This is a genomic window from Lederbergia citri (assembly GCF_018343625.1).
Lineage (GTDB): Bacteria > Bacillota > Bacilli > Bacillales > Bacillaceae_C > Lederbergia > Lederbergia citri.
On the sequence record NZ_JAGYPG010000006.1, the window covers coordinates 72,972 to 97,447 of the forward strand.

The window sequence follows — 24,476 nt, forward strand, 5'->3', positions numbered from 1 at the left end:
CGCGCAACAGTTCTCAAAACCTTAATCATGGACGTTTCTTAAAGACTCTCAACCGATTTAGTTGGGGGTCTTTTTGTTTAAAAAGAGCCTTTTGACCATGAAAGTTATTATTCTAAAAAGTGAAATATTTTCATGACCAAATTGGCTCCCATTTGTTAAAATAAATTATATTAGTCTGCAAACATTCATTTACAACAAGCCATTGTCGAGTGGTAAAGTGAGAAACGAATGAGTAAAATCAAGCATTAACTCAGTTGCGTCTCATTAAGATTAATAAATTCAATTCCGTCTTTCGATTGTTAGCTGGTATAGGTCTCGCAGGGATTGTCAACCAATATTTTCATAAATGTTGCTCCAAGTATGAAGTCTGGCGTGAAGTTTCGACAGCACTAATTTTAATTAAGTTCAAGCATAAATCGGCTATTTGCAGTCAAAGTAGACAAAGACAAATGAGTTAAGTTAGTCAATCATTTGGTTACCCATTTCCCCTTGAATTTTTTTTCGAAAAAGGAGTACGTATCATGTCGACTAAGGCATCACTCTGGACAAAAATCTTTATTTTACTCATGTTAGCAAATGCTTTTTCTTTTTTTGCATTCGATATATTATTGCCTACACTTCCACTTTTTTTATCAAACCAAAGTGGGTTTACTACCTCACAAATAGGATTGATTATCGGAAGTTTTACATTTTCTGCAGTCTTTATTCGTTTTTTTACTGAGATTTTTACAAATCGATTTGGAAGAAAGAAAGTTTTAGTGTGTTCTATTATTATTTGTTTAATTTCAACCCTTGGTTATTACATAGCGAACAGTTTTTATCTTGCCCTTTCCCTCCGTATTTTTCACGGTTGTGGTTTAGGTTTGTCCATTACCATTCTTACTACATTAGCAGCTGAAATCATTCCAAATGAAAGAAGGGGAGAAGGAATAGGGATGATTGGGAATGGTACTACCATTGCATTGGCGATATCGCCCTTTGTCGGTATGTGGTTAATTAATTCTTATCATCCTATAATTTTATTTACGACAGCAGGTGCTAGTGTACTGTTATTCTTAGTTTGTGTTAGTTTCATTTCTTTTCCGGAAAGTCAAAAGAGCGAAAATCAAAAAGAACGAACCGTATTTCAGCCCATTTTTGATCAATCTGCCATTATTCCTTCTTTTCTAATTCTGTTAATGGGTGCATGCATGGGCGGTGTAATGAGCTTTATGGCACTTTATGCAAAAGAATTAAACATTGAAGGCGTAGCATGGTTTTATTTTATTAACACAATAAGTGCATTTTTGATTCGATTCATTTCAGGGAAAACCTTTGACCGAATAGGTCCTGTTTGGGTTATAATTCCAAGCTCAATATCGATGATAATTGGATTTATTTTATTGTATCAATCTACTACATTATATGGCTTGTTAAGTGCTGCATGTTTATATGGAATGGGGCAAGGAGCTTTATTCCCTGCATTACAAGCTTGGGTATTGAATAAAGCAACACCAGATCGTTATTTAAAGGTAAGCTCCATGTTTTATAATTCTCTGGATATAGGAATTGGAGGAGGGTCTGCTATACTGGGTTTAGTTGCGGCAAAACTAAATTATAGTTCAATCTATCTAGCTTCTGCCTTTATCATGTTGGCATTCCTAATTGTATATTCTTCATCTTTATTCGTGAACAAAAGGAAAACAATAACAGCATCCTAACATTAGTTTGTCTTAAGAACGTAAAAATACGGTCTTAAAGGTGCATGTCGCGCGCCTCAGTTCTCAAAAAGTTAGCATTAATGAAAATATTGATATATCAACGTTTACAGGCTATCTCTTTTATGATGAAATAGCCTGTTTTGTTTGTGAAAAAGTTAGTGAATGTAAATTGAATGTAATTATTTATTTTGGAACAAATCACTAGTGTTGACTTAACTTGATTACTTCTTAAAAAGGATATTTAATTTCATTATTTGACCATTGAAAAAGCTTTTTTGTAAGGTTGCCAATTATGAAATTGAACTGACCTATTGAAATGAGACACACATAAAACACCTGTGCTAGGTTGCTAAACACCTACACTCCTTGGGAGTTTGGTAGCCTAATTTTTTCCTTGAATCCTCTCTGAATTATAATACTTCATATATTTGTTGACACGGTCTATCACTTCTATCATGCTGAGCGAATTCATTTTTACAAAGTGGAACTCATTCGTTTTTAATTTGGAATGAAAGGATTCGATGACCATTAACCCAACGGTTTTTTCTTTTCGTCTAGATTTCATCAATCACGTGAACGATTACGAAATGAAATTCCCTGCTAAATTCCCGTTTGAACGGGAAACCGTCCCGCGACAATGGGACTGTCCCTCACTATACTTAAATTACAATACCATTATCCGAAGAAAGGATGAAAAAACTTTTGGCAAATTCGAAAAAAATTCGTCTTGCGGGTGTTGCTAGTATAACTGGCGGGCTGATCCAGATTGTACTCGGCATATTGCTTTCGACCGGAATGGATCCGGACATAATGCCCTACGGCCAGATTGCCTATTCACTCTCAGTTTTATTGTTATCAGGTGGACTACTCGGATTGTTATGGCTGAAAGCGCTCGGAAGAGGCAAATGGCTGCTGGTCATTCCGCTACTTGGCTTTGTTTCTCAAGAAATCGCACATGGGATCATTTTCTACTATTGGGACAATACCGTCAATCAGCCATTTAAGCCGATTGGTGCGATGTTAGTCGCTGTCGGCATGGTGGCGTGCGGTATCGCGACGATCAGGGCAAAAGTATGGAGTGGTTGGAGTAAAGTCGCTCCCTTACTGATTGGTGTGTATTTCTTCTTAGGTCCATTAATCGCACTCATTGTAACGAAAGAACCGAACTTTGTCTTAATTATGATGTGGGGTTTGTTTTGGGCCAATTTGGGTTTTGCTATTATTTCAAATGCTAAAGCGTCGGAAATCAGATTCACGAATGATATTAATAAAGGGGTGGCTCCATATGACACTTTCAAAGATTAATCGGATATTCGCGGTGTTTGGGATTATAGGTTTTTTCTTCATCATATCTAGTTTTATTGGCGCTGTTTCAAAAGGCGATAATCCTGTTACATTCATTAGTTTTATCAGCATTTTAGCGTGGGTTTTTCTTATGTTTGGAGTTCTTGCTGTGTATTTAAGCCAAATGGAAAATATGCGAGTACTTGGATTTATCAGCACTATTATATTCATCTTCGCGATGACATGGACAATAGGTTCTATTGCAGTACACGAATTTGCATTCCCATTCATCTATGATATCGATCCGTCAATGGATTTAAGTAAGGTGACTGAAAGTGAGTTGCCTTCCCCAATATGGGAAGCGGAAGTGACTTCTTCTATATTGTTTATAGCAGGCTCAGGCCTTTACGGTTTAACAATTATGCTATTTAGCAAAACGGCGCGTTGGCCGGGCGTATTGCTGCTAATTGTTAGTGCAGCATCAATCTTAAAATATGTTTCTGAGGAGTTGGCATTAATAAGTTATCTTGGCTACCCAATCGCGGTTTCCTGGATGTGTGTGAAATTACTTAAAACAGGTACCCCGAAACAAACTAATGTGACATAATACAAATATATGATTCTCCACTTTTTGGAAGGGTGGTTTCATGGTTCATACCCCCATTGAACATGTTAAAAATGTGCGAAGTCGCGTTTCTTTCCAAATCATTCGTTTTATCTGGCCGCTTTTTGCAGTAGGAAACTTCATTTTGCTTGTCGCTGCGGTCCCAGCTTATTACGCACAAATTCGCACTGTTTGCCACTCCCCAGTTAATGAGGGATGTAGCTTTGCGCAATTGAACGAAGCCAGTTTGTCTTTGCTTGACAAAATAGGGATTACGTTCTCGGCATATGTGCATTATACGGTTATTCTTCATACTTTGGCATCTACTCTATACTTTGTTCTCGGTGTACTTCTATTTAGAAGTAAATTTCGGGGGTGGTACACGCTATCCGCCTCCTTTTTCCTGATTGCTTTCGGGACGATGGGCGTGTCTATGGTTTTGTTTGCGGCCCTTCGATGGGCATATCCCGAAATAACTTGGTTTCTCGATGCCTATCCCTTTGTTTTCCCGCTACTGGGTCTGTTTCTTGTCACTTTTCCTGATGGTAAATTTGTTCCTAAATGGGGCATTGCAGTTGTGCCTTTGTGGCTTTTTCAATTCATTTTCTTCGAAGCACTAATTAACTTTTCAATCGTTCTATTAATCTTGGAACTTATAATCACATGGGGCAGTACTCTTGCTGTTCAATGGGTACGGTACTTTAAGGAAAAGGATGCGGTTCGGCGACAGCAAACGAAATGGCTCGTATTTGGTTTCTCGATCAGCATAACTATCCTTCTTCTTCAACTGGTGCTGGTAGTTGCTTTGCCAGATGATCAGGATGCCGTCTTTATGCTTACATCAGGTACGGCATTAACACTGTTGTATACGCCCATCGCACTTGGAATCGGCATTTCACTGCTTCGATTTCGGCTCTGGGAGATCGATCCGATTATTAATCGCACGCTAGTCTATGCTCTGTTAACCCTATTTGTAATCGGTAGCTACATTGTTCTCATTAGCTACATAAGCAGCGTTTTACAAATTCATGGAGGTTTTACAAGTTCACTAATAGCCACTGGGGTTGTCGCGGTTCTGTTCGCCCCAGTGCGGCAGCGATTGCAACTGGGTGTCAATCGTTTGATATATGGGGACAGGGACGACCCGAATGCTCTGTTGGCGCGGTTCGGCAGAAGACTGGAGGAAACAATGCATCCGACTGAGGTTATGCCAGCCATTGTCGAACTGACAGCGCAGTCACTGAAACTTCCTTATGCAGCGATTCGGCTGAAAAAGGACAAAGGAATGTCGCATACAATTAGTACAGAACCGGGCGAATGGGAAGTTGCTGCTTCATACGGACGTTTTCCTTCCGATTCATCTACGTTGCTAGAACTACCGCTTAATGCGCAAGGTGTCATCATCGGGAAGTTGCAACTCGCGCCTCGTGATGAGAGTTCGCCATTCTCGGTTGCAGATCGCCGACTGTTGGAAGACTTGGCCGGGCAGGCAGGTATCGCGGTTTTGGCAGTCCGTCAAACGACTAATGCGCTGCAGTTGGCCAGGGATCTGCATCGCTCGAGGGAACAGCTCGTCCTCACTCGGGAAGAGGAACGGCGGCGACTGCGGAGGGATTTGCACGATGGACTCGGTCCGACGCTTGCCGGACTTACGCTAAAAGTCGATGCAGTGCGGGAAGAAATCCCAGATGATCCCCAAACTGCTACTTCGATGCTGATATCGTTAAAGCATGATCTCCAAGGTGCAGTCGCAGAAATTCGCCAATTAGTCTATGAACTCCGACCACCAACACTTGATGAGCTCGGATTGACCGCTGCGATGCGCATTCTGATATCCAAATATGAAAGCGCATCCCTAAGAATAACATTCAACGCGTCGGATGATTTACCGGAATTAAGTGCTGCAGTAGAGGTTGCCATCTATCGGATTACCGCCGAGTCGCTGACGAATATCGTGACCCATGCGCAAGCAACCGAAGCCTCGGTCCTTCTAGAAGTCGACGACCAGATAAAGCTTGAAATTCATGACAACGGTGTCGGGGTACCTGAAGGAAAGCCGCTCGGTGTTGGTATCATTTCCATTCGTGAAAGAGCATACGAACTGGGAGGAACATGTATTATCGAATCCGGGATTAATGCCGGAACCCATGTAAGAGTCTTGTTTCCCATATCAGATTAGACGCAAGGGAGCGTTGTTCCATGGAGAAAATTACAGTATTGGTCGCTGACGATCACCAACAATTTAGGGAAGGCATCAAGATGATGCTTCGCCGTGAATCGGACATCGAAGTGATCGGAGAAGCGCTGACCGGCGTGGAGGCAATTCGGATGGCCGCTAACCTTCAACCTGATCTTGTACTAATGGATCTGCAAATGCCGGATTTGAACGGCATTGATTCGACACGTGAGATTGTAGCCACCTCGCCGCATATTAGGGTGCTGATGCTAACCATGTATGACGATAGTGATTCCGTATTTGCTGCCATCCGGGCCGGTGCCCGCGGCTACTTGCTTAAAGGAGCCGACAAGGCGGAGATGCTGCGCGCCATTCGAGCCGTTCACAATGGGGAGGCAATATTCGGTCCGGCAATCGCCGTCAGATTGGCTCAATATTTTTCTTTAACGGCCGCATCTCCAATTGCGGTTGCGTTTCCGGAATTGTCCGAACGTGAACGTGAAATAGTAGCGATGATATCTCGCGGATTCACCAACCAAGAAATTGCTAATCGATTAATGATCAATCTTAAAACAGTGCGAAACCATGTCTCCAATATCTTCAACAAGTTGCAAATCTCCGATCGCGCCCAAGCAGTCGTATTAGCACAAAAGCGGTTATCGTCTGAAGATAATTAATCGCCTAAGACAAGTAACCTTGAATGGCTGATCTGCCCATAAACATCGCAAAATCAATGTTTATGAACTTCTATACTAATATGTAGACACCCCGCCTTAAAGAAAAAATATGGGCTTAAAGGTGCACGTAGAGCACCACAGTTCTCAAAACGTTAATCTTAGTGAAAACATTGATATATCAACGTTTACAGGCTATCTCATTTATCATGTGGTAGCCTGTTTTATATATTGAATTATTCTTGAAAATTGCTTAACTATAGAAGATATAAGATGTTAACCAAATTGACATTCAATAGCTAGTTTTATATAGTAAATGGCGAAGACTAGGATTGGAGTGAATGGTTTGATTCCAAACTCTGAATTACAAAATCTGGATCTCATCGATTTATTGAGCGAGCGCCATAGTATGCTTCGAAGAATAGCTGAAAAAGCATGGAATGATCAAAGTGAGATTTATATTTCAAATTCCGAATGGTATATAATGGCGAGGATTTATAATAAGCGGCCGACCATTTCGTATGTAACAAAAAATGTAAACATCTCACGTCAAGCGATCCATAAGTTTATCAAGATTCTTTCTACAAAAGGTTTAGTAGAAATTAATAATGTAGAAAACAACAAAAAAGAGAAGTGTGTTCAGCTAACCGCTTTAGGTGAAGAATGCTACGAAAGGAACATGAAACTTAAAGCCCAGCTTGAAAATAAAATTGCAGAAAAAATAGGAATTGATCGAGTAACTATTCTTAATGATCTATTAAAATTAGACTGGGGAATAGAATAATAGAGAAGATAAACCCCCTCTTTGTCAAAAGGTTTGACAAAGAGGGGGTTTTCTTTACATTTAATTCACTTTTTAAGTCTTAATTAATTCCCTTTATTACCTTTGTTACCCACTCATCAATTTCTTCAAAACTACTGTCTAATGAGATAGCCAATTCTTTAAATAGTATATTTCGTGAAGAGTTTAATATTTTACGATCCTGCACATAAAGTTTTCTTTCGTGAAGTTTAAGTCCAATTTCTTTCCTCATCAGAGTATTTACAATGTTAGCAATCTCTTTTCGATCACCTGTGTTTATAATATCGGAATATGTACTATACCGCATATTAGGTTTGTCAATCCATTGTATCCCTGTATGTTTAAAAGATTCAAGAATATTAATTGCTTCTTCTTTATCAATTATCTCTTGCATTACCACTTTATCATTATTAACAGGTGTACTGATGGTTAATTCACTATTATTTTCAATGGGATGTAATACATAATAAGGTCTTGTGATACCTAAAACAGTTCTTTCACAAATATCATCAATTTTACAAATGCCATGTGCGGAATAGACGACCAAATCTCCTATATTAAACATTTGATACTCCAATCTTTATGTCAACTAAGTTTATAATAACGCAAGAAAAATATATTGTCAACTTAGTTGACATATAGAAAATTTATTTGATATAGTAGCAAAGTTAGTGTGTGGGGGTGTACTACGGAACGGATACAAATCGCAGAAAATGAACATCGCGATAAATTTCTCCAAATAGGATTATGATATTTGCTTTAAGATGACTAATACAGAAAAGAAGGATTACATTAAAAGGAGATTTTTATGAGTACACAAATTCAAGTGAAAAACCCTAAGACAATGGCATTTATCTTAATGTTAGGTGCTTTTATAGGATTATTTGGTGAAACAGCATTAAATATGGCATTAACAAATATAATGGAGGAATTTTCAGTCAAACCAGCTACTGCACAGTGGTTGACAACAGGATATTTATTAGTATTAGCAATTTTAGTTCCAGTTACGGCACTTCTAATGAAATGGTTTACCACAAGGCAATTAGTTATTGGGGGACTCATTATTTCGCTGTTGGGAACCATTTTAGCAGGGTTATCTCCAAGTTTTGTTATTTTATTATTTGGTCGTATAGTACAAGCACTAGGGACCGGTCTTATACTGCCAGTCATGATGACGGTTGTTTTACTTATTTTCCCAATATCGAAGCGTGGAGTTGTCATGGGACTTATGGGTCTTGTGATTACATTAGCTCCAGCTCTAGGACCAACACTTTCAGGGGTCATTATTAGTTCGATAGGCTGGCACTTTATTTTCTGGATTAGCGCTATTTTCTATGTGTTATTAACACTCTTTGCTGTAGCTAAAATAACAAATGTTTCGGAAATTACGAAACCTAGTATCGATATAATGTCGATTCTTCTATCAACAATAGGTTTTGGTGGATTAATTTTTTCTCTGGCTACTATGGCTGAAGAAGCCTTTTCATCCCCTGTAGTATGGATACCTTTACTTGTAGGAATGATTGCACTTGTTTTATTTGGCAATCGTCAAATGAAAATGGCTCAGCCAATGATTAATTTACGTGTCTTTAAGTATCCAATGTTCACATTAGGAACATTGATGATGTTTCTTGGCATTATAATCATTTTATCATCGGCAATTTTATTACCACTTTATTTAAAAGGTGCTCTATTATTTAGCGCTGCGGTGGCTGGTTTATTATTACTTCCTGGAAATGCCGTGAATGTTATTTTGTCACCGATTGTTGGATCTTTATTTGATAAAAAAGGCCCACGTATACTCGTGATTCTTGGATCTATAATTATAGTAATTGGGAATCTTATTTTTGCGTCTACTATTTCAGCAACAACACCCACTTGGCAAATAATAGTAGCCTTTATAGTTCTATTCTTTGGGTTAACGATGGTCATGATGCCATCACAAACAAATGGACTCAATCAATTGCCACGTAAGTTATATGCTGATGGGTCAGCGGCTATGAATACATTGAATCAAGTAGCCGGAGCAGCTGGTACTGCAATTGCAATTACGGTATTTACAGCTGGCCAAAGCGGTTATTTAATTGATTTTCCTGATGCACCCCAGCAAGAAGTATTAGCTGCAGGAGTAAAATATGCTTTCTACTTTACTACAGGGATTTCAATAGTTGGATTAATATGTTCTTTCTTTGTAAAAAAATCAAACGAAGTGAAGGAAATATCCCCAACCCCAATGAAAGCAACAGAACCAGTACGCCTGTAGTAGAATTCTAAATCGACGTTTCAAGGCTCTCGAACCCTTTTGGTTTGGGGGTCTTTTATGTGGGAATAGCTTTGTGGTATTTTCTGGGGTAGTTCTTGTGGCAATTGAAACACCAAAAAATAAGCTAATTCAAAAAGAAGTAGACCATCTTGTACTCAAAATGATCTGAGAATGAAAGGATGGTCTTTTTATCATACTAAAACTTTGGAAAGGGAAATAAATGTCAATAGAATTAAGTGCAACTTTGAATGATTGGGTCTAGGATTTCAATATCGGTTTAAACAAACTAGACAATCATTATTCTTGCAAATCTCTTTACGATATGTGGGAAAACTATGCATGCTTTATGAAAGTGTATGCGCTTTGCTAGTAAGCGGGGAATTTTCTATTTTAATATTTGTTGTAAAAACTGTATAGGAGTACCAAAGTATAGAATTTGTCGATACTTTGAATAAGCAGAATGAAATTGAATGTAAATAGGGGCATATAGAAGCGACGGATAGTTAGTGAAAAAGGGTCGTTCTCCATATACAATTCCTTTTAAAGCAGTGGGCATTTCCTTATTAAATATATTAAAACGCATTCCCGCCTTTTCTTCACTGAACTCCCCATTATCAATATGAACGTTTCCTATCAAAAGAAAGGAAGATTGCTTATCTTTTTGCCATTCTGCCAGCACCTCATCTCGCATTTTTGGTTCAATAGCCTCAGAATTGTATACATATCCAATATCTAAAAAAAGGTCACCTGTAAGGTCGGAATGAGTAAGAGTGTACCTCCTACCATCAATTGGTTGGTAAGAAGTGGCCGGAGGAATGAGATTGACGAATAATTTTTGCGGGTTAAAAGAAGACATACTTATTATTCCTCCTTGAAAGTAAGTAACCCTCCTTACTGAAAAATAGCAGAAATGATTTACTAGATTATTTTTTTACTAATAAAAAATTCCCTTACTAAAACAGCAGACTGAGGAAACTGCAATCCTAGTTGCCAAGCTCCAACGCCTCTTAAGCGATAATCAACGACAAGCTGTAATTTTTGTGCTCGAGCTGTTGCGTCTTCATACCATACAATATGTCTTTTTCCAGTTTCATCACGATAAGTAAAAAAAGGCTGCTGATATTCCGTAGAATACTGGATTGGAACTTGATACTTCATAGCAGTATTTACTGCTCCAGCTACAGAAACGGCATGTGCGCTAACTACGTTTCCATTAGACATGGTCCAGTCGTATCCGTAACGTGGGACACCGAGGATTATTTTATTTACTCCCATATGGTTTAGAGCATACTCAATGGATTGTTTTACCTCATTTATAGGAGCTACTGGGCCAGGTGGGCTGCTTGCTTCATGCCAGTCATAGGCCATGATGAAGGCGAAATCAACAGCTGCTCCAATTCCTCCGTAATCATATCCCTTAAGCCATGAAATTTCATCGCTAGTTTTTGCTGGAATAGCAGCAGAAGTATAATATCCCTCTGGCTTCAAGCGATCTCTTAAGGAACGTAAAAAATCACTATATAAATCTCTTTGTCCTTCACGTATCCGCTCAAAGTCAATATTTACACCAGCGTAATTTTTACTTTTGACCAAATTATAAATATTACTAATTAACCGGTCTCTAATTACAGGAGAACCTAAAACTTTTTCTGTTAAATCCGGACTAAATCCCGTAGATGTCAAGTTCGTAATTACAGCAAGGGGAGCTACATGATACTCTCTTGATAGCTGAATAAGTTGTTGATCATTTAAAGTGCTAAGACTTCCATCTTCAAAAATATGGTACTCAAAAATACCAAAAAAAGTATTTATAGGCGCAAAACTCTGAACGATAAATTGATTCATTTCAGATGTGGAAGGTGTTATATAGCTAAAATCTTCCGTTTCATACTTAGTTCTAGGAGGTAGATATAGTTTCATGCCAACCGTAATGATATTAGAATGCAAACCATTTATAAGACGTATTGTTTCAACAGGAATCAAGCTCATTTTAGAAATGCTATACAACGAATCCCCAGGTTGAACAGTATACATATTTGTAGGAACGAGTAAACTTTGCCCGGGAACTAATCGATCTGTTGTTAACCCGTTGATGATACGTATGCTATCCATAGTCACTTGATATTTTGATGCAATTGAGAATAGAGAATCGCCCGTTTTAACTACATAAATAAACATACCATTACCTCATTCCCAGTTAATGATTATTCTAATATATATGTTCTTTGTTTTTTGTTCATAACTAGTTGAAATAATGCATAAAAAAACACTGGAATAGAGAGTACTTGGGTATGAACTCATTTTCTAATAGTAATTATTTAATCCGCAGGTCTTGGACCGGCTTTCTTTCCTGTATTTTCAACAGTCATAATTGGTCGAACAGTTATGTCTCCATTCACACGAATTTGACAAGATAAGCGTAAACAATCTTCAAATAGATCCTCATCGACGCCCTTAACAGCAAAAGCTTGTTTTTCTTTATTCGTTACCTCCATAAAATTTCCTGCCAATACTTCTACCCTACAAGTAGTACATTTTGCATTTCCACCGCAGCGATGGAGAATATTTACGCCATTATCTTCGAGAGCTAATACTAATCTTTTCCCCTTCTCCACTTGAAATGTTTCTCTACCGAATACTGTTACGTTAGGCATACTTTTATACCTCTTATCTATAAAATTAATGTCACCCTTATCACACACATATGAAACGGTTTGTGGATGAGAGCTTTTCTTAGGGTGATACACTTATCAATTTTTATTCAAAAATTGACTGCTGAATGGTCCTTATCATCATCACACATAATAAATACATAGCTATAGGAGGTGTGTTTTCGTGAACCATTCGAATTGTGATTTTTCACCAATGAAACAAAGGATAAAGGAGGAGATTCGCCAAGTCATAGCGGCACTCCAGTCCAATTTAGATGTGATGGATCAAGAAGACTATTGTCTTCTTGGAAGTTTTGAAAAAATTAAAGAGAATTTTATCTCTATCGATATGAAGGCAGCTAACTTCTATTTAAATTGTTATTTGGCTCCGTTTACAGATAAATATCTAGAACTGTCCATTTGTGTTCAAAATATGTCACATCGTAGACATGGCGGGTTAATTGTGATACAACGTGAAGATTTTCTCGAACCTTTAATGAGACCGGGTATTCCAATCAGAGCGGAGCTAACGCATTCATTAATAGAATCTATATTCTTTCCTGGTAATCCACTTCACGATGGCGCTGTAATGATAAATGCTAATCAGATTGTTTCTGCGTCAAATGTTCTTCCGCTGTCGGACAAATTTGTAGGTGATAAAAAACTAGGTACACGACACCGCGCGGCCCTAGGATTATCTGAACAGAGTGATGCGCTCGTACTTGTAGTTTCAGAAGAGACAGGCAAGGTTTCATTCGGGTTTAAAGGAAATCTCTATCCTGTTAGTACGGGTGAGTTCCACTAGTGGTAATAAGGATTTATTTGCGTATAAGGGCGACATACTCTTTTTTCTGATAGGGGGTAGAATCGTCCTTTTTGCGTTTTTTACTTGAAACCTCATCAATTGAGTAGTAAAGTGACTATAACTAAAAAACTTTTGACTATATATTTTGTAAAAAGGGGGGTGAATATATGGGTAATGTTTATAGTGAAATAGTTCAATTTAGAGGGAATCATTACGACTTTGGCTATATGCAAGGGGAGTTGTTAAAGGAATCTCCTATCTTGTCAAACCGTGAAAAGCAATGGGCTTCTATAAGAAAACGTCATTTTAATATTAATGAAAAAGAGGCCATTCAACTATTCACCAAATTTATTCCCGGTATGCTGGATGAGCTTCATGGGTTAGCGGATGCTTTAAATTGGAGAATGGAGGATGCCCTTAGAGAATTTGGAGGATATTATGTAGACTATGAGAAAAGTGGATGCTCCATCTTAACAGGCTCCGAATTTTTAATTCGAAATTATGATAGCCATCCAGGTTACTACGAAGGACGGTATACCATATACCAGCCAACTGATACGGGCTATGCGGTTATAGGTCCTTCCATGCAAATAACAGGACGTACAGATGGAATGAATGAAAAAGGTCTTGCTATGGGCTATAACTTCATTAATCGGATTGGATCTGGAAATGGTTTTGTATGTAATATGATTGGTCGCATAATTCTAGAAACTTGTGCTAATGTCGAGGAAGCGATTTCATTGATTATGGAAATTCCCCACCGAACTTCATTTAGTTATGTATTATTAGATCCGAGTGGTGAGACATTTGTCGTTGAAGCTTCACCAAGAAAAGTAGTAGCAAGAAAATCGAATATAAGTACAAATCATTTTGAAGTATTAACAGAAGAAAACCGTTATCGTATGAATGACTCTTTAAGGAGACAGAATGAACTGGAAAAGCAACAAAGCAATGATTTAAATTTATACGGGGCATATAGAATATTAAACGAAGAAGACAAGGAAATATTTTCTGGCAACTATGGTGCTTCAGCAGGAACAATCCACACATCTGCTTATGTACCAAGAGAAAGAAAAACATTGTTTGCAATTGGCGGTGATCGAATGCCGGTAATCTTTGACTTTAACCGTTTTTTAGAAGGGGAAGATATAAATATTAAACGAATTAAGGGTATTCTTAAATATGATACACCATTTATCAATATGGGTATGATTAACTAACACCGTATAGTATGTACTTGTGATATTCTACTTGATTTTTTATCACTTGAGTAGTAAAGTGATAATAAGGCTAGCGAAGAGGAGGGGATGAACATTGCGTAATAATACACTTGGATCATTAATTTGGCTACGTTTAATGCGTTTTACAAACCAAAGCAACCAGTTGTCGAATGAATTTCTAAAACAATTTGGTTTAACTACTGCCCAATTTGATGTACTTATTCAAGTTAAGACATATCAGCCACTTACACAATGCGACTTGGCAGAAAAGGTAACGGTTACGCAAGGTGGTATTTCTCGTATGCTTTCCCGACTTGAAAAAGAAGGCTATATATATCGAAAGCAAGATTGGAAAACGAAAACAATAAGTCTAACGGAGAAGGCTGAATCCGTATTAAAAGAAGCAATGCCAGCACAGCTTGCGTTTCAATCATCTTTTTTTGATGATGTTTTAAGTGAAGAAGAAAAGAAGACATTATATACACTCATGACGAGAGTTCACAAATATAGTCAAAAAAGAAAATTACCATCTGAGTAATTTTTTTTAAACCATCACTTGATTAGTCAAGTTAAAAAAGGAGGAAGCAATATGTATAAAATACCTGGTCACCACCATATTTCGATGATTACGAAGGACGCTCAAATAAATAATCATTTTTATCAAAAAGTATTAGGACTACGCAGAGTGAAAAAGACCGTGAATCAAGACGATCCTTCGATGTATCACCTATTTTACGGAGATTTAACAGGCAGTGCGGGAACGGAGCTATCGTTTTTTGAAATGCCTTATGTAGGGAGGACACATCGTGGCACAAACGCCATCACGAAAATTGGCTTGCTTGTCCCGTCTTTTGAAAGTCTTGAATTTTGGAAAAATCGTTTTGAGTCAATGGATGTTAAACACGGTGACATTACAAAATATGCTGGACGAGATGCGCTCCATTTTGAAGATTCGGAAGGACTGCGAATGGTCTTATTAAATAATAACGGTGATGATATTCCTGAATATTGGTCAGCTTGGAAGGATTCTGTCATCGAAGAAGAACACCGTATCTTAGGAATGGGAACAGTTGAACTAACAGTTAGACATTTAGAAAAAACAGCCAGAACATTACGCGATATGTTTGGTTACGTAGAAGTTAGCCGTTCGGATGGTGAAGTAATTTATCAATCAGTTGAAGGGCAATCATTCGGAGAGATTATCATTAAACAACAAGACGGGGAAAGAGAAAAGCCTGGTCGAGGAAGTATCCATCATCTGGCGATTCGTGTGAAAAATGAAGAAGAATTGCGTTATTGGGAAGGTGTGGTAAAAGAACGAGGCTTCCACTCAACCGGAATTGTCGATCGTTTTTATTTCAAGAGCCTATACTTCCGTGAATCTAATGGCATTTTATTTGAGATTGCAACAGATGGACCTGGATTTACTGCAGATTCAACAGTCGAAGAATTAGGTAAAACATTAGATTTACCACCGTTCTTGGAAGAAAGACGTGCGGAAATTGAAGCAAAATTAGCACCGATAGATTAAGAAGGAGTGAATGGACATGGAAAAATATCGTATCGATCCAAGTAAAGGGATTGAATTCGGGTTATATTCAATTGGGGATCATTTATTTAACCCGCATACAGGTGACATGATTAGCGCGGAACAGCGAATTCGAGAATTAATTGAGGCTAGTAAACTTGCTGATGAGGCAGGACTTGATGTTTTTGCGGTCGGAGAAAGCCATCAAATTCACTTTACGACACAGGCACATACGGTCATTTTAGGGGCCATTGCACAAGCGACAAAAAATATTAAAATTGCCAGCTCGGCTACAGTGTTAAGTGTGTCAGACCCAGTCCGAGTGTATGAAGATTTTGCCACGATTGATTTAATTTCAAAAGGGAGAGCGGAAATTGTTGCTGGACGTGGTTCACGTGTTGGGGCATATGATTTGCTCGGATACAATGTCCGTGACTATGAGGAATTATTTGAAGAAAAATTGGAGCTTCTTTTGAAAATAAATGAGGAAGAAAAAGTAACGTGGGAAGGACAATTCCGGGCGCCGCTTAAAAATGCAATGATACTTCCGCAGCCTTTGAATGGTCATTTACCAATTTGGCGCGCAGTAGGTGGACCACCTGCTAGTGCGATTAAAGCTGGATATGCAGGAGTACCAATGATGCTGACAACACTTGGTGGCCCAGCGATTAACTTTAAGGTTTCAGTTGACGCGTATCGTGAGGCAGCAGAACGTAGTGGTTTTGATCCAGCAACATTGCCAATCGCAACGACGAGTTTATTTTATACTGCGGAAACTACTCAGGATGCTCTTAGAGAATACTACCCACACGCTAATTCTGGTATGCTCGCGTTACGAGGCGGCGGCTATCCAAAACAACAATTTGCGCAATCGACTGATCATCGAGATGCGTTAATGATAGGTAGTCCGCAGCAAATAATTGAAAAAATGATTTATCAATATGAACTTTACGGTCAGCAACGATTTATGGCACAGATTGATTTTGGCGGCGTGCCATTCGATAACATTATGAAAAATATTGAATTGATTGCTACAGAAATTATGCCAGCAATTAAGAAATATACAAGGGGTAATTAACATGAAGATTGTAGGAATTTCCGGCTCAAATGTGGGAAATAAAACAAGAATAGCAATGGAATACACACTTAATAAAGCTCGTGAAAAGTATCCAGATGCAGAGATTACATTACTAGATTTAGCTGAATATGAAATGGTCTTTAGTGATGGACGCAATTACTGGGAATATGATGGCGATACAAAGTATGTAACGGAGACGATCATGGGAGCAGACGCTATTATTATCGGAACTCCGGTGTTTCAAGCATCTATTGCAGCCACATTAAAAAATATTTTTGACTTGTTACCCGTTAACGCCTTTCGAGATAAAGTAGTAAGTATACTTGTGACAGCAGGAACAGCGAAACATTATTTGATGGCAGAGCAACAATTAAAGCCCATACTTTCTTATATGAAGGCACATATTGTCCCAACGTATGTATTTATAGAAGAAAAGGATTTTTATAGGAACGAAATAGTGAATGATGATATTTTATTCCGTATGGATCGTCTAGTAGAAGACACTGTGCTTCTTGTAGACGCATATGTAAAGATTCGCGAAGCAAAAGATGCAGAATATGATTTTTAAGTATGTTTGACGGGGGCACTGCAGATGGAATTTATGAAGTTAATTGAGAAACGGCGTTCTGCAAATAATTTTTTACAGGACGTTCATATCACTCCAGAGGATTTAAATTTAATTTTCAATGATGTTAAGCTTGCACCCTCTTCATTCAATTTGCAACATACAGAATATATCGTTGTGATGGATAAATATTTGAAGGAGAAGGTTCGTGAAGCGGCACATAGTCAATATAAAATACATTCTGCATCTGCTGTTATATTGGTGACTGCAGACAGACAAGCGTATGAACAAACTGAAAGATTACATCAAGGTATGTTACATCTAGGAGTGCTAACAGAATTTGAACTAAAAGAAATGATTGATGAAAATGTTCAATTTTACGAGGAGCGCGGGGATGTTTTTAAAAAAGAGGATGCGATCCGTAATGGTTCCTTGTCAGCTATGTTCTTCATGTTGGCAGCAAAAAACCGCGGGTGGGATACTTGTCCCATGATTGGATTTGACCAAGAGCAAATACGTGCATTATTAAATATCCCTCATACACATGAAGTAGTACTAATGATTACGATTGGAAAAGAAAAGGAAAGTAGCCGAAGGTTGAGAGGTTACCGCAAACCAATTGGTGAATTTGTGACTTATGTATAATTTAACAAATACCCCTTTCTCATTGGATATGAGAAAGGGGTATTTTTATAAGTTTCATTGTTAGGAAGACCAGAAGAGGGGTAATAAGGTGGGATTTTGAGCTACCCGATGTTTTGCATTAATTCTTTTACCTTTAAATCTAGGAACATTTTATCAACCTTATATATAAAAAAATATGAGAGCCTATTCCTAATTTGGCATGAGTTATCTTGGAATGATGACAAAGGCTTAAAATCTGTAGCGTACGGGTAAACACCATACAATCTATCTTAGTATGGGCTAGGTGAGTTACTACATGAAAAAACAGATCTTATTACTTACTATGATAAGTGTTTTGGTCATGCCATCCTTTACATTGAGTGCAGAGGAAAAAGGGACAATTATGGTAGTTTCGTTTGATGGCATGCGCCACGACTTTTTGGAAGGTTATATGAATGAAGGGGACATGCCGTATTTTACTGAAGTGGCAGATAAGGGATTGTATGCGAAAAAGATAAGGACTATTTTTCCATCCTTGACTTCGGCTTCTCATGCCGCCATTGCAACTGGCGCTAAACCACATGTGACTGGGATGGTCAGCAATGAAATTCATAAACCTAACAAGAACCTGACAAATCGGGATAGCGCCTTTTTTTCTCCGCTTGATGCTGAACCCGTATGGTCAATAGCTCGAAAAGCAGGAAAAACAACTGCAACTGTTCTTTTTCCAGGCTCAAATCCGGAATACGGAAATGAGGCTGATTATGCAGTTTACTATGGTGATACTTGGGCTGAAAGTGATTTTGTGTCCTTGGATTTTAAGTCGGAAGGAAGCATTAAAAAGGTAAGTTTTCCGCTAAAGCTTGATAAACAAGACAATCGTACGGTCTACATTGAGGCAAAAAGATCTGGTAACCAAAAGAAATATGATACTTTTTATGTGTCCTTTGAGCCAAATATGAAATCCGCAGAAAAGGTATATCTAAATGAATGGGGATCCCTTTCCTTTCCGGTTAAAGACAAAGGATTAGCTGGGTTTTCTTTTAAACTAAAGGCCAAAAAACCGGATCTTTCTGATGCTAAATTATACAGGACAGCAGTGACTTCAGCTGTTATTGAAGGACCTTCAGGATTCAAAAAGACTATCAATGACAATTTTAGTTTTTTCCCTGTCCAAGATGATGATATGGCACTGAAGAAAAAATGGATAACACGGAAAGAATACGAGGAGATTAGCACCCGCTTTGCTCAATGGACAACAGATGTCTCGTTGTATTTAAAAGAACAGTACAAGCCTGACCTATTATTCTTTTACTATCCACAAGTCGATCATGAGTCGCATAATTACTTGCTAACAGACCCGAGGCAGCCAGGTTATTCAAGAGAAAAGTCCAAGCGTTATATGGGCTATATTCGATGGGCGTACCGCTTGTCTGATCGTATGCTTGGTCAAACACTTTCAAAGATAAATGATAGGGAGCGAATTTTTCTTGTTTCCGATCATGGAATGGAGCCAGTTCATTCTAGCTTATCACCTAACGAGGAACTTGAGAAACACGGCTTATTAGTAAAGGACAGTGATGGTAAAATCGATGTAAAAAAATCGAAAGCTTTTGCAATTGCGAGCGGATCGATTGCAAATATATTTATTAACTTGAAAGGAACTCAAAAGGACGGTGCAGTCGATCAAAAGGAATATCCATCTGTTCGAAACGATATCGTTTCTATTTTTAAAAATGTACGTGTGAAAACAAAGAAAGCTCCTATTAAGCAATACTTTTCCTTTCTGTACGGACAATTCCGAGGAGATTTTATAGGCGCGGACAGAGATAAGTCCCAGTCTTTCAAAGCCATTAAAGATACAGCACTCTTTTCTCCTTTTAAACATAAAATTAATCCTTATGAAAAAGTCATTTTACCTAAAAAGAGTCAAAATCAAAATAAGGATAAAAATCTAGGTGACGTTCTATTGGTCGCAAAAAAAGGGTACTATATGACCCAAGAAGATGGTGAAAAGGTTCTGAGCGCAGATGTTCTCGGCAACCACGGTGGCGACCCGACAAGAAAAGAACTACTCCCTATCTTTTTAGCGGTCGGTAATGGAATCCCTCAAGGAACAATCCAGTCGGAAATTTCTACTTTAGATATCGCACCAACCTTATATAAAATAATGGATATTAATCAGCCCGATTTTGTTGAAGGTAAATCAATTCCCGAATTGGTAGAAAGAAAATAACAAATTCAGATGGGGCTACTCCCCTATCTGAATTTTTTCCACTTAAAATAAATCTAAATCTCCGATTCTTCTTGCAGCTTCACGTAATCTCTCTTCCGTCGTCAACAAGCCAACTCTTATATAGCCTTCGCCGTATTCACCGAATCCAATCCCCGGTGCTACAGCTACATGTGCTTTTTCCAGTAATAGATTAGCAAATGCTTCAGATGTATAGCCGTCAGGAACTTTTAGCCAGGCGAAAAATGATCCAGGGGGAGCTTGGACTTTCCAACCAATCTCGTGCAAGCTTGATATAAATGCGTTTCGCCTTTTCTCATATGTTTCGTTTAATTTTACCGCACATTCTTGGGAGCCTAATAACGCTTCTGTCGCGGCATCTTGAACTGCACCAAATAAACTAACGTAAAGATGATCTTGTAAAAGATTGATAGCTTCGATGACGGAAGGATTTCCTATTGCAAAAGCTACACGCCACCCAGCCATATTATAGGTTTTCGACAACGTATAAATTTCAATTCCTACATCTTTCGCACCTTCAGCCTGTAAAAAGCTGACTGGTCTCTTACCATCAAATCCAATCGCTCCGTACGCAAAATCATGAACGACACAAATATGATGCTTTGCTGCAAATTCCACTGTCTCATTAAAAAACTTTATATCCGCTACAGCCCCAGTAGGATTATTTGGATAGTTCAGGATCATCATTTTTGCCTTTTCTGCAATTTCTAATGGAATTTCATCATACTGAGGAAGGAACTGATGTTCAGCTTTCAATGGCATCAGTTCCATTTTGACATTTGCAAGTGCTGCACCTGACCAATAATCTGGATAGCCTGGATCAGGAACAAGCATTGTATCATCAGGGTTCATTAGGCATTGTGGTAATTCTACAAGACCAGCTTTTCCTCCGAATAAAACCGCTACTTCTGTTTCAGGATCAAGCTTCACATCATACTCTCGTTTATAATACTCAGCAACCGCTTTTTTGAGATCAGGCTTTCCGCGAAACGGCGGGTAACGATGATTGACTGGTTCCTCAGCGGCGTTTTTTAATCGGTCTACAATATGTGATGGAGTTGGTAAATCCGGGTTTCCTTGACCCAAATTAATAACATCGTGGCCATTTGCTATGTATTGATTCACTTTTTGCACAAGTGATGCAAAAAATTGTTTAGGCAATTGCTTTAAAACGTCCGAAGTTTCAAAATTCTTCATCGAGACACCTCTATAAAAATATTGAATTTTCCTTTTCATTTCTAGTTGCTTAGGAAATTATATATTAGGACTTTGTAGAAGACTTTTAAGAAGGTAGTTCCCGTCTAGCTCCAGCGCCTAGCGCCTAGCAAACTTTCGGTTTCTTCCTACGATAAGTCAACATCGGCTCGCCAAGGCCCACCGTGTTTCCTTTATCTCGTCAGAGCCCTAGAAAGTTTGTACGTCGCTGAGCAGACGCTTGCGCTTTTGTTCTGTTAAATGTTATAACGAAAGATAACCTTTGTAAAGTGAAGAATAGTAAGGGGGAGCCTAAAATGAAGTGGAAAATTGGTTGTGTTCAAATGGATATTGCTTTTGGGGATCCAAAGAAAAATTTCACTGCGGCAGAGCAATGGTTTGAAAAAGCGGCAAAAGAGCAATGCTCCATCGTTGTATTACCTGAATTATGGACGACGGGATATGATTTAACGCGCTTAGATGAAATTGCACATGATGAAGGAAAAGATGTCCTGCAGTTTTTACAAGAACAAGCGAAAAAACATCAATTTCACATCGTTGGAGGTTCAATCGCAAAAAAAGTAGATAACGGTGTGAAGAATACGATGTATGTGATAGACAAGGAAGGTAAGCTTGTCCATGAATATAGCAAACTTCATCTCTTCCAGCTTATGGACGAACATGTATATTTACAGGCTGGTGAGGACGAACCGATTTTTACCATTGACGGAGAAAAAGCAGGAAGCTTTATTTGTTATGATATAAGATTCCCAGAATGGCTAAGGAAACCGGTGATGGATGGGGCGAAAGCATTATTCGTTGTTGCAGAGTGGCCAACACCTCGACTGGATCATTGGCGAATCCTTTTACAAGCCCGAGCGATTGAAAATCAATGCTATATCATTGCTTGTAACCGAACAGGCGCTGATGTCAATAATGAGTTTGCCGGACATTCTATGATTATTGATCCGTGGGGAACCGTTATTGCGGAAGGTGGTTCGGAAGAAGAACTATTAATAAGTGAGGTAAACCTTCGAGAAATAGAAGAAATCCGTAGTAGAATTCCTATTTTCGATGATCGCAGACCGAACAAGTATTGACAAGTTGTTAATATTCTAGGATAATATTTCCATTGAACTTAATACGATTAACTTATCAAGAGTGACTGAGGGATCAGGCCCTATGACGTCCGGCAACCTCCTATTGATGGAAAGGTGCCACTTCCTGCGGAATGAGTCAATTCTGGGAGATAAGTCGAAAATAGAACGAACAATTTTTTCGATGTCTCTTTCAATTGAAAGAGACGTTTTTCTTTTATAGAGTAAGAGCTTTCAAGGTAATGCCACTCTTTTCTAAACTTATGAGGTGGAAACGATGATCAAAATAAATAATGTGACTAAAAAATATAAAACGAAAAAAGGAGAAGTCATCGGTGTTGATGATGTTTCACTTACCATTGAAAAAGGAGAGATCTTTGGCATTGTCGGTTATTCCGGTGCTGGGAAAAGTTCACTCCTCCGTTGTATGAACCTTCTGGAAATGCCAACCTCCGGATCCATTATTATTAATGGAACTGATTTAACAAAGCTTTCAGCAAAAGAACTTCGTAAAGCGCGTCAGAAAATTGGAATGATTTTTCAGCATTTTTATTTAGTGAGCTCCAAAACGATTATCGAAAACATTATTTTCGCCTTAAAAGCGGCAGACTTTCCGAAAGCAGAGCGAGTAAAAAGGGCGGAAGAACTCCTTCAAATGGTGGGACTTGCAGATAAAAGAGATGTGTATCCTGCCCAATTGAGCGGTGGTCAGAAACAAAGAGTAGGAATTGCACGGGCACTTGCCAACAATCCTGATGTTTTATTATGTGACGAGGCAACCTCCGCTCTTGATCCAAGCACAACAAAATCGATTCTAGCTCTATTGAAAGATATTAACCAAAAATTAGGGTTAACCATTGTACTGATTACACATGAAATGGAAGTTGTGAAAGAAATATGTGATCGAATGGCTGTCATGCAGGATGGAAAGATCGTGGAGGAAGGATCAGTTTACGATATTTTTGCAGCACCAGAGGCAGAACTAACGAAACAATTTATTGGTGACATCCTTCAATTAGATATTCCTGAAAAGTTGATTAGGGAGTGTCAAGGAACGATTGTAAAATTGCAATTTAAAGGCTCTAAAGCGGGAGAAACGGTTGTATCAGATATGCTCCAATTGCACCAGGTAAAAGGGAATTTCCTACACGGAAAGATTGAATATATTCAAGAGGAACCATTGGGTATTTTTGTTTTAGAAATCATTGGTGAGAAAAATGAAGTAGCTAAAGCCATAACTTACTTGCAAGATAGAACGGGAAATGCGGAGGTGGTGACGGATGGTTATTGATCATATTATCGAAATGCTTCCAGACTTGAATAAAGCATTTTTTGAAACGATATACATGGTTGGCATCTCGCTTCTCGTAGCTGTTCTCCTCGGGCTTCCATTAGGAGTTATTTTATTCGTAACGGACGAAGGCATGTTTTTGAAAAATAAATACGTCAATACAATCGTTGGCTTTTTAATTAATTTAATTAGATCGATTCCTTTTATCATTTTACTTGTATTACTCATCCCTTTTACGATGTTGATAGTCGGAAAAGTAATCGGCCCTACTGCGGCCTCGGTTTCAATATCAGTTGCGGCGATTCCTTTTTTCGCAAGAATTGTAGAAACGGCATTTCGTGAAATTGATAAAGGAGTTATTGAAGCATCAATATCGGTAGGCGCTACTCCATGGATGATCATTAAAGATGTGCTCATCCCCGAAGCAAAGTCTAGCATTATACAAGGAGTTACATTGACAACAATCAGTCTAGTTGCATACTCGGCAATGGCAGGCGTTGTCGGTGGAGGAGGAATCGGAGATTTAGCCATCCGTTATGGTTATTACCGCTACGATACAGTTATTATGTTTACAACCGTATTAGTATTAATTGTTTTAGTACAACTCATTCAACTTGTTGGAGATCGTTGGGCCAAACATGCAGATAAAAGATAAAACTTCAGGAG

Annotated in this window: 23 protein-coding genes and 1 riboswitch; of the genes, 18 read left to right on the forward strand and 5 right to left on the reverse strand. The window is 38.4% G+C overall.

The features are described 5' to 3' along the window. Positions 1-521: 521 nt before the first annotated feature. The 6 genes from KHA97_RS23030 to KHA97_RS23055 all read left to right on the forward strand — a co-directional run bounded on the left by KHA97_RS23030 (position 522) and on the right by KHA97_RS23055 (position 7,222). Entirely contained in the window at positions 522-1,700 is a 1,179-nt protein-coding gene (locus tag KHA97_RS23030) for an MFS transporter (RefSeq protein WP_213127147.1), read from the forward strand. 702 nt (positions 1,701-2,402) lie between these two features. Continuing rightward, positions 2,403-3,005, forward strand: coding sequence for a hypothetical protein (locus KHA97_RS23035; RefSeq protein WP_213127148.1), 603 nt, complete (start codon positions 2,403-2,405; stop codon positions 3,003-3,005). After that, on the forward strand, positions 2,986-3,591 hold the full coding sequence (locus tag KHA97_RS23040; RefSeq protein ID WP_213127149.1) for a hypothetical protein: 606 nt from the start codon (positions 2,986-2,988) through the stop codon (positions 3,589-3,591). The genes KHA97_RS23035 and KHA97_RS23040 overlap by 20 nt, the downstream gene beginning before the upstream one ends. Before the next feature lie 40 nt (positions 3,592-3,631). Continuing rightward, the gene (locus KHA97_RS23045; protein WP_213127150.1) at positions 3,632-5,767 is read left to right on the forward strand and encodes a GAF domain-containing sensor histidine kinase; all 2,136 of its coding nucleotides are present in this window, start codon (positions 3,632-3,634) and stop codon (positions 5,765-5,767) included. A gap of 20 nt (positions 5,768-5,787) precedes the next feature. Further along, positions 5,788-6,441: a response regulator transcription factor gene (locus tag KHA97_RS23050; protein WP_213127151.1), complete on the forward strand. Its 654-nt coding sequence runs from the start codon at positions 5,788-5,790 to the stop codon at positions 6,439-6,441. 313 nt (positions 6,442-6,754) lie between these two features. Beyond that, on the forward strand, positions 6,755-7,222 hold the full coding sequence (locus tag KHA97_RS23055; protein ID WP_213127152.1) for a MarR family winged helix-turn-helix transcriptional regulator: 468 nt from the start codon (positions 6,755-6,757) through the stop codon (positions 7,220-7,222). A 79-nt stretch (positions 7,223-7,301) separates the two neighbouring features. Here KHA97_RS23055 and KHA97_RS23060 read toward each other — a convergent pair whose 3' ends face one another. Next, on the reverse strand, positions 7,302-7,805 hold the full coding sequence (locus KHA97_RS23060) for a CarD family transcriptional regulator (protein WP_213127153.1): 504 nt from the start codon (positions 7,803-7,805) through the stop codon (positions 7,302-7,304). Between the two features lie 243 nt (positions 7,806-8,048). On the opposite strand from KHA97_RS23060, the gene KHA97_RS23065 reads away from it, so the two are divergent. Beyond that, positions 8,049-9,503: a DHA2 family efflux MFS transporter permease subunit gene (locus KHA97_RS23065; RefSeq protein WP_213127154.1), complete on the forward strand. Its 1,455-nt coding sequence runs from the start codon at positions 8,049-8,051 to the stop codon at positions 9,501-9,503. Between the two features lie 385 nt (positions 9,504-9,888). On the opposite strand, the gene KHA97_RS23070 is transcribed toward KHA97_RS23065, so the two are convergent. The 3 genes from KHA97_RS23070 to KHA97_RS23080 form a co-directional block, all read right to left on the reverse strand. Then, positions 9,889-10,359, reverse strand: coding sequence for a staygreen family protein (locus tag KHA97_RS23070; protein ID WP_213127155.1), 471 nt, complete (start codon positions 10,357-10,359; stop codon positions 9,889-9,891). A gap of 62 nt (positions 10,360-10,421) precedes the next feature. After that, the gene (locus tag KHA97_RS23075; protein WP_213127156.1) at positions 10,422-11,681 is read right to left on the reverse strand and encodes a glycosyl hydrolase family 18 protein; all 1,260 of its coding nucleotides are present in this window, start codon (positions 11,679-11,681) and stop codon (positions 10,422-10,424) included. Positions 11,682-11,821: 140 nt separating this feature from the next. Further along, on the reverse strand, positions 11,822-12,157 hold the full coding sequence (locus KHA97_RS23080; RefSeq protein ID WP_213127157.1) for a 2Fe-2S iron-sulfur cluster-binding protein: 336 nt from the start codon (positions 12,155-12,157) through the stop codon (positions 11,822-11,824). A gap of 181 nt (positions 12,158-12,338) precedes the next feature. Here KHA97_RS23080 and cdaS point away from each other — a divergent pair, with 181 nt between their 5' ends. The 8 genes from cdaS (at position 12,339) to KHA97_RS23120 (ending at position 20,210) form a co-directional block, all read left to right on the forward strand. Further along, on the forward strand, positions 12,339-12,959 hold the full coding sequence (gene cdaS / locus KHA97_RS23085) for a sporulation-specific diadenylate cyclase CdaS (RefSeq protein ID WP_213127158.1): 621 nt from the start codon (positions 12,339-12,341) through the stop codon (positions 12,957-12,959). A 167-nt stretch (positions 12,960-13,126) separates the two neighbouring features. Continuing rightward, positions 13,127-14,179 carry a C45 family autoproteolytic acyltransferase/hydolase gene (locus KHA97_RS23090; RefSeq protein WP_213127159.1) on the forward strand — a complete coding sequence of 351 codons (1,053 nt, stop codon included), beginning with the start codon at positions 13,127-13,129 and terminating at the stop codon, positions 14,177-14,179. A gap of 94 nt (positions 14,180-14,273) precedes the next feature. After that, the gene (locus KHA97_RS23095) at positions 14,274-14,717 is read left to right on the forward strand and encodes a MarR family winged helix-turn-helix transcriptional regulator (RefSeq protein WP_213127160.1); all 444 of its coding nucleotides are present in this window, start codon (positions 14,274-14,276) and stop codon (positions 14,715-14,717) included. 51 nt (positions 14,718-14,768) lie between these two features. Further along, a complete protein-coding gene (locus KHA97_RS23100) occupies positions 14,769-15,710 on the forward strand; it encodes a ring-cleaving dioxygenase (RefSeq protein WP_213127161.1) in 942 nt (313 codons plus the stop codon). A 16-nt stretch (positions 15,711-15,726) separates the two neighbouring features. Then, positions 15,727-16,785 carry an LLM class flavin-dependent oxidoreductase gene (locus KHA97_RS23105; protein WP_213127162.1) on the forward strand — a complete coding sequence of 353 codons (1,059 nt, stop codon included), beginning with the start codon at positions 15,727-15,729 and terminating at the stop codon, positions 16,783-16,785. A 1-nt stretch (position 16,786) separates the two neighbouring features. Beyond that, positions 16,787-17,353 (forward strand): NADPH-dependent FMN reductase, encoded by a 567-nt coding sequence (locus KHA97_RS23110; protein ID WP_213127163.1) that lies wholly within the window; start codon positions 16,787-16,789, stop codon positions 17,351-17,353. A gap of 24 nt (positions 17,354-17,377) precedes the next feature. Next, on the forward strand, positions 17,378-17,995 hold the full coding sequence (locus KHA97_RS23115; RefSeq protein ID WP_213127164.1) for a nitroreductase family protein: 618 nt from the start codon (positions 17,378-17,380) through the stop codon (positions 17,993-17,995). 295 nt (positions 17,996-18,290) lie between these two features. Next, complete coding sequence (locus KHA97_RS23120) at positions 18,291-20,210, forward strand: alkaline phosphatase family protein (protein ID WP_213127165.1); 1,920 nt, start codon at positions 18,291-18,293, stop codon at positions 20,208-20,210. A 42-nt stretch (positions 20,211-20,252) separates the two neighbouring features. Here the strand turns inward: KHA97_RS23120 and KHA97_RS23125 are convergent, their stop codons facing one another. After that, positions 20,253-21,425, reverse strand: a complete 1,173-nt coding sequence (locus KHA97_RS23125; protein WP_213127166.1) for a pyridoxal phosphate-dependent aminotransferase — start codon at positions 21,423-21,425, stop codon at positions 20,253-20,255. Between the two features lie 314 nt (positions 21,426-21,739). Here KHA97_RS23125 and KHA97_RS23130 point away from each other — a divergent pair, with 314 nt between their 5' ends. From KHA97_RS23130 to KHA97_RS23140, 3 genes are all read left to right on the forward strand, one after another. Further along, on the forward strand, positions 21,740-22,522 hold the full coding sequence (locus tag KHA97_RS23130; protein ID WP_213127167.1) for a carbon-nitrogen family hydrolase: 783 nt from the start codon (positions 21,740-21,742) through the stop codon (positions 22,520-22,522). 49 nt (positions 22,523-22,571) lie between these two features. Further along, positions 22,572-22,678: riboswitch (SAM riboswitch) on the forward strand. Between the two features lie 118 nt (positions 22,679-22,796). Next, positions 22,797-23,810, forward strand: a complete 1,014-nt coding sequence (locus KHA97_RS23135; protein ID WP_213127168.1) for a methionine ABC transporter ATP-binding protein — start codon at positions 22,797-22,799, stop codon at positions 23,808-23,810. Further along, positions 23,800-24,465, forward strand: coding sequence for a methionine ABC transporter permease (locus KHA97_RS23140; RefSeq protein WP_213127169.1), 666 nt, complete (start codon positions 23,800-23,802; stop codon positions 24,463-24,465). Before KHA97_RS23135 ends, KHA97_RS23140 begins: the two co-directional genes overlap by 11 nt. The last annotated feature ends 11 nt before the right edge of the window (positions 24,466-24,476 follow it).

Coding starts and splice junctions, on each gene's coding strand:
- KHA97_RS23030 (WP_213127147.1), top strand. CDS start 522: ATGTCGACTAAGGCATCACTCTGGACAAAAATCTTTATTTTACTCATG.
- KHA97_RS23040 (WP_213127149.1), top strand. CDS start 2,986: ATGACACTTTCAAAGATTAATCGGATATTCGCGGTGTTTGGGATTATA.
- KHA97_RS23045 (WP_213127150.1), top strand. CDS start 3,632: ATGGTTCATACCCCCATTGAACATGTTAAAAATGTGCGAAGTCGCGTT.
- KHA97_RS23050 (WP_213127151.1), top strand. CDS start 5,788: ATGGAGAAAATTACAGTATTGGTCGCTGACGATCACCAACAATTTAGG.
- KHA97_RS23055 (WP_213127152.1), top strand. CDS start 6,755: ATGGCGAAGACTAGGATTGGAGTGAATGGTTTGATTCCAAACTCTGAA.
- KHA97_RS23060 (WP_213127153.1), bottom strand. CDS start 7,805: ATGTTTAATATAGGAGATTTGGTCGTCTATTCCGCACATGGCATTTGT.
- KHA97_RS23065 (WP_213127154.1), top strand. CDS start 8,049: ATGAGTACACAAATTCAAGTGAAAAACCCTAAGACAATGGCATTTATC.
- KHA97_RS23070 (WP_213127155.1), bottom strand. CDS start 10,359: ATGTCTTCTTTTAACCCGCAAAAATTATTCGTCAATCTCATTCCTCCG.
- KHA97_RS23075 (WP_213127156.1), bottom strand. CDS start 11,681: ATGTTTATTTATGTAGTTAAAACGGGCGATTCTCTATTCTCAATTGCA.
- KHA97_RS23080 (WP_213127157.1), bottom strand. CDS start 12,157: ATGCCTAACGTAACAGTATTCGGTAGAGAAACATTTCAAGTGGAGAAG.
- KHA97_RS23090 (WP_213127159.1), top strand. CDS start 13,127: ATGGGTAATGTTTATAGTGAAATAGTTCAATTTAGAGGGAATCATTAC.
- KHA97_RS23100 (WP_213127161.1), top strand. CDS start 14,769: ATGTATAAAATACCTGGTCACCACCATATTTCGATGATTACGAAGGAC.
- KHA97_RS23105 (WP_213127162.1), top strand. CDS start 15,727: ATGGAAAAATATCGTATCGATCCAAGTAAAGGGATTGAATTCGGGTTA.
- KHA97_RS23110 (WP_213127163.1), top strand. CDS start 16,787: ATGAAGATTGTAGGAATTTCCGGCTCAAATGTGGGAAATAAAACAAGA.
- KHA97_RS23115 (WP_213127164.1), top strand. CDS start 17,378: ATGGAATTTATGAAGTTAATTGAGAAACGGCGTTCTGCAAATAATTTT.
- KHA97_RS23120 (WP_213127165.1), top strand. CDS start 18,291: ATGAAAAAACAGATCTTATTACTTACTATGATAAGTGTTTTGGTCATG.
- KHA97_RS23125 (WP_213127166.1), bottom strand. CDS start 21,425: ATGAAGAATTTTGAAACTTCGGACGTTTTAAAGCAATTGCCTAAACAA.
- KHA97_RS23130 (WP_213127167.1), top strand. CDS start 21,740: ATGAAGTGGAAAATTGGTTGTGTTCAAATGGATATTGCTTTTGGGGAT.
- KHA97_RS23135 (WP_213127168.1), top strand. CDS start 22,797: ATGATCAAAATAAATAATGTGACTAAAAAATATAAAACGAAAAAAGGA.
- KHA97_RS23140 (WP_213127169.1), top strand. CDS start 23,800: ATGGTTATTGATCATATTATCGAAATGCTTCCAGACTTGAATAAAGCA.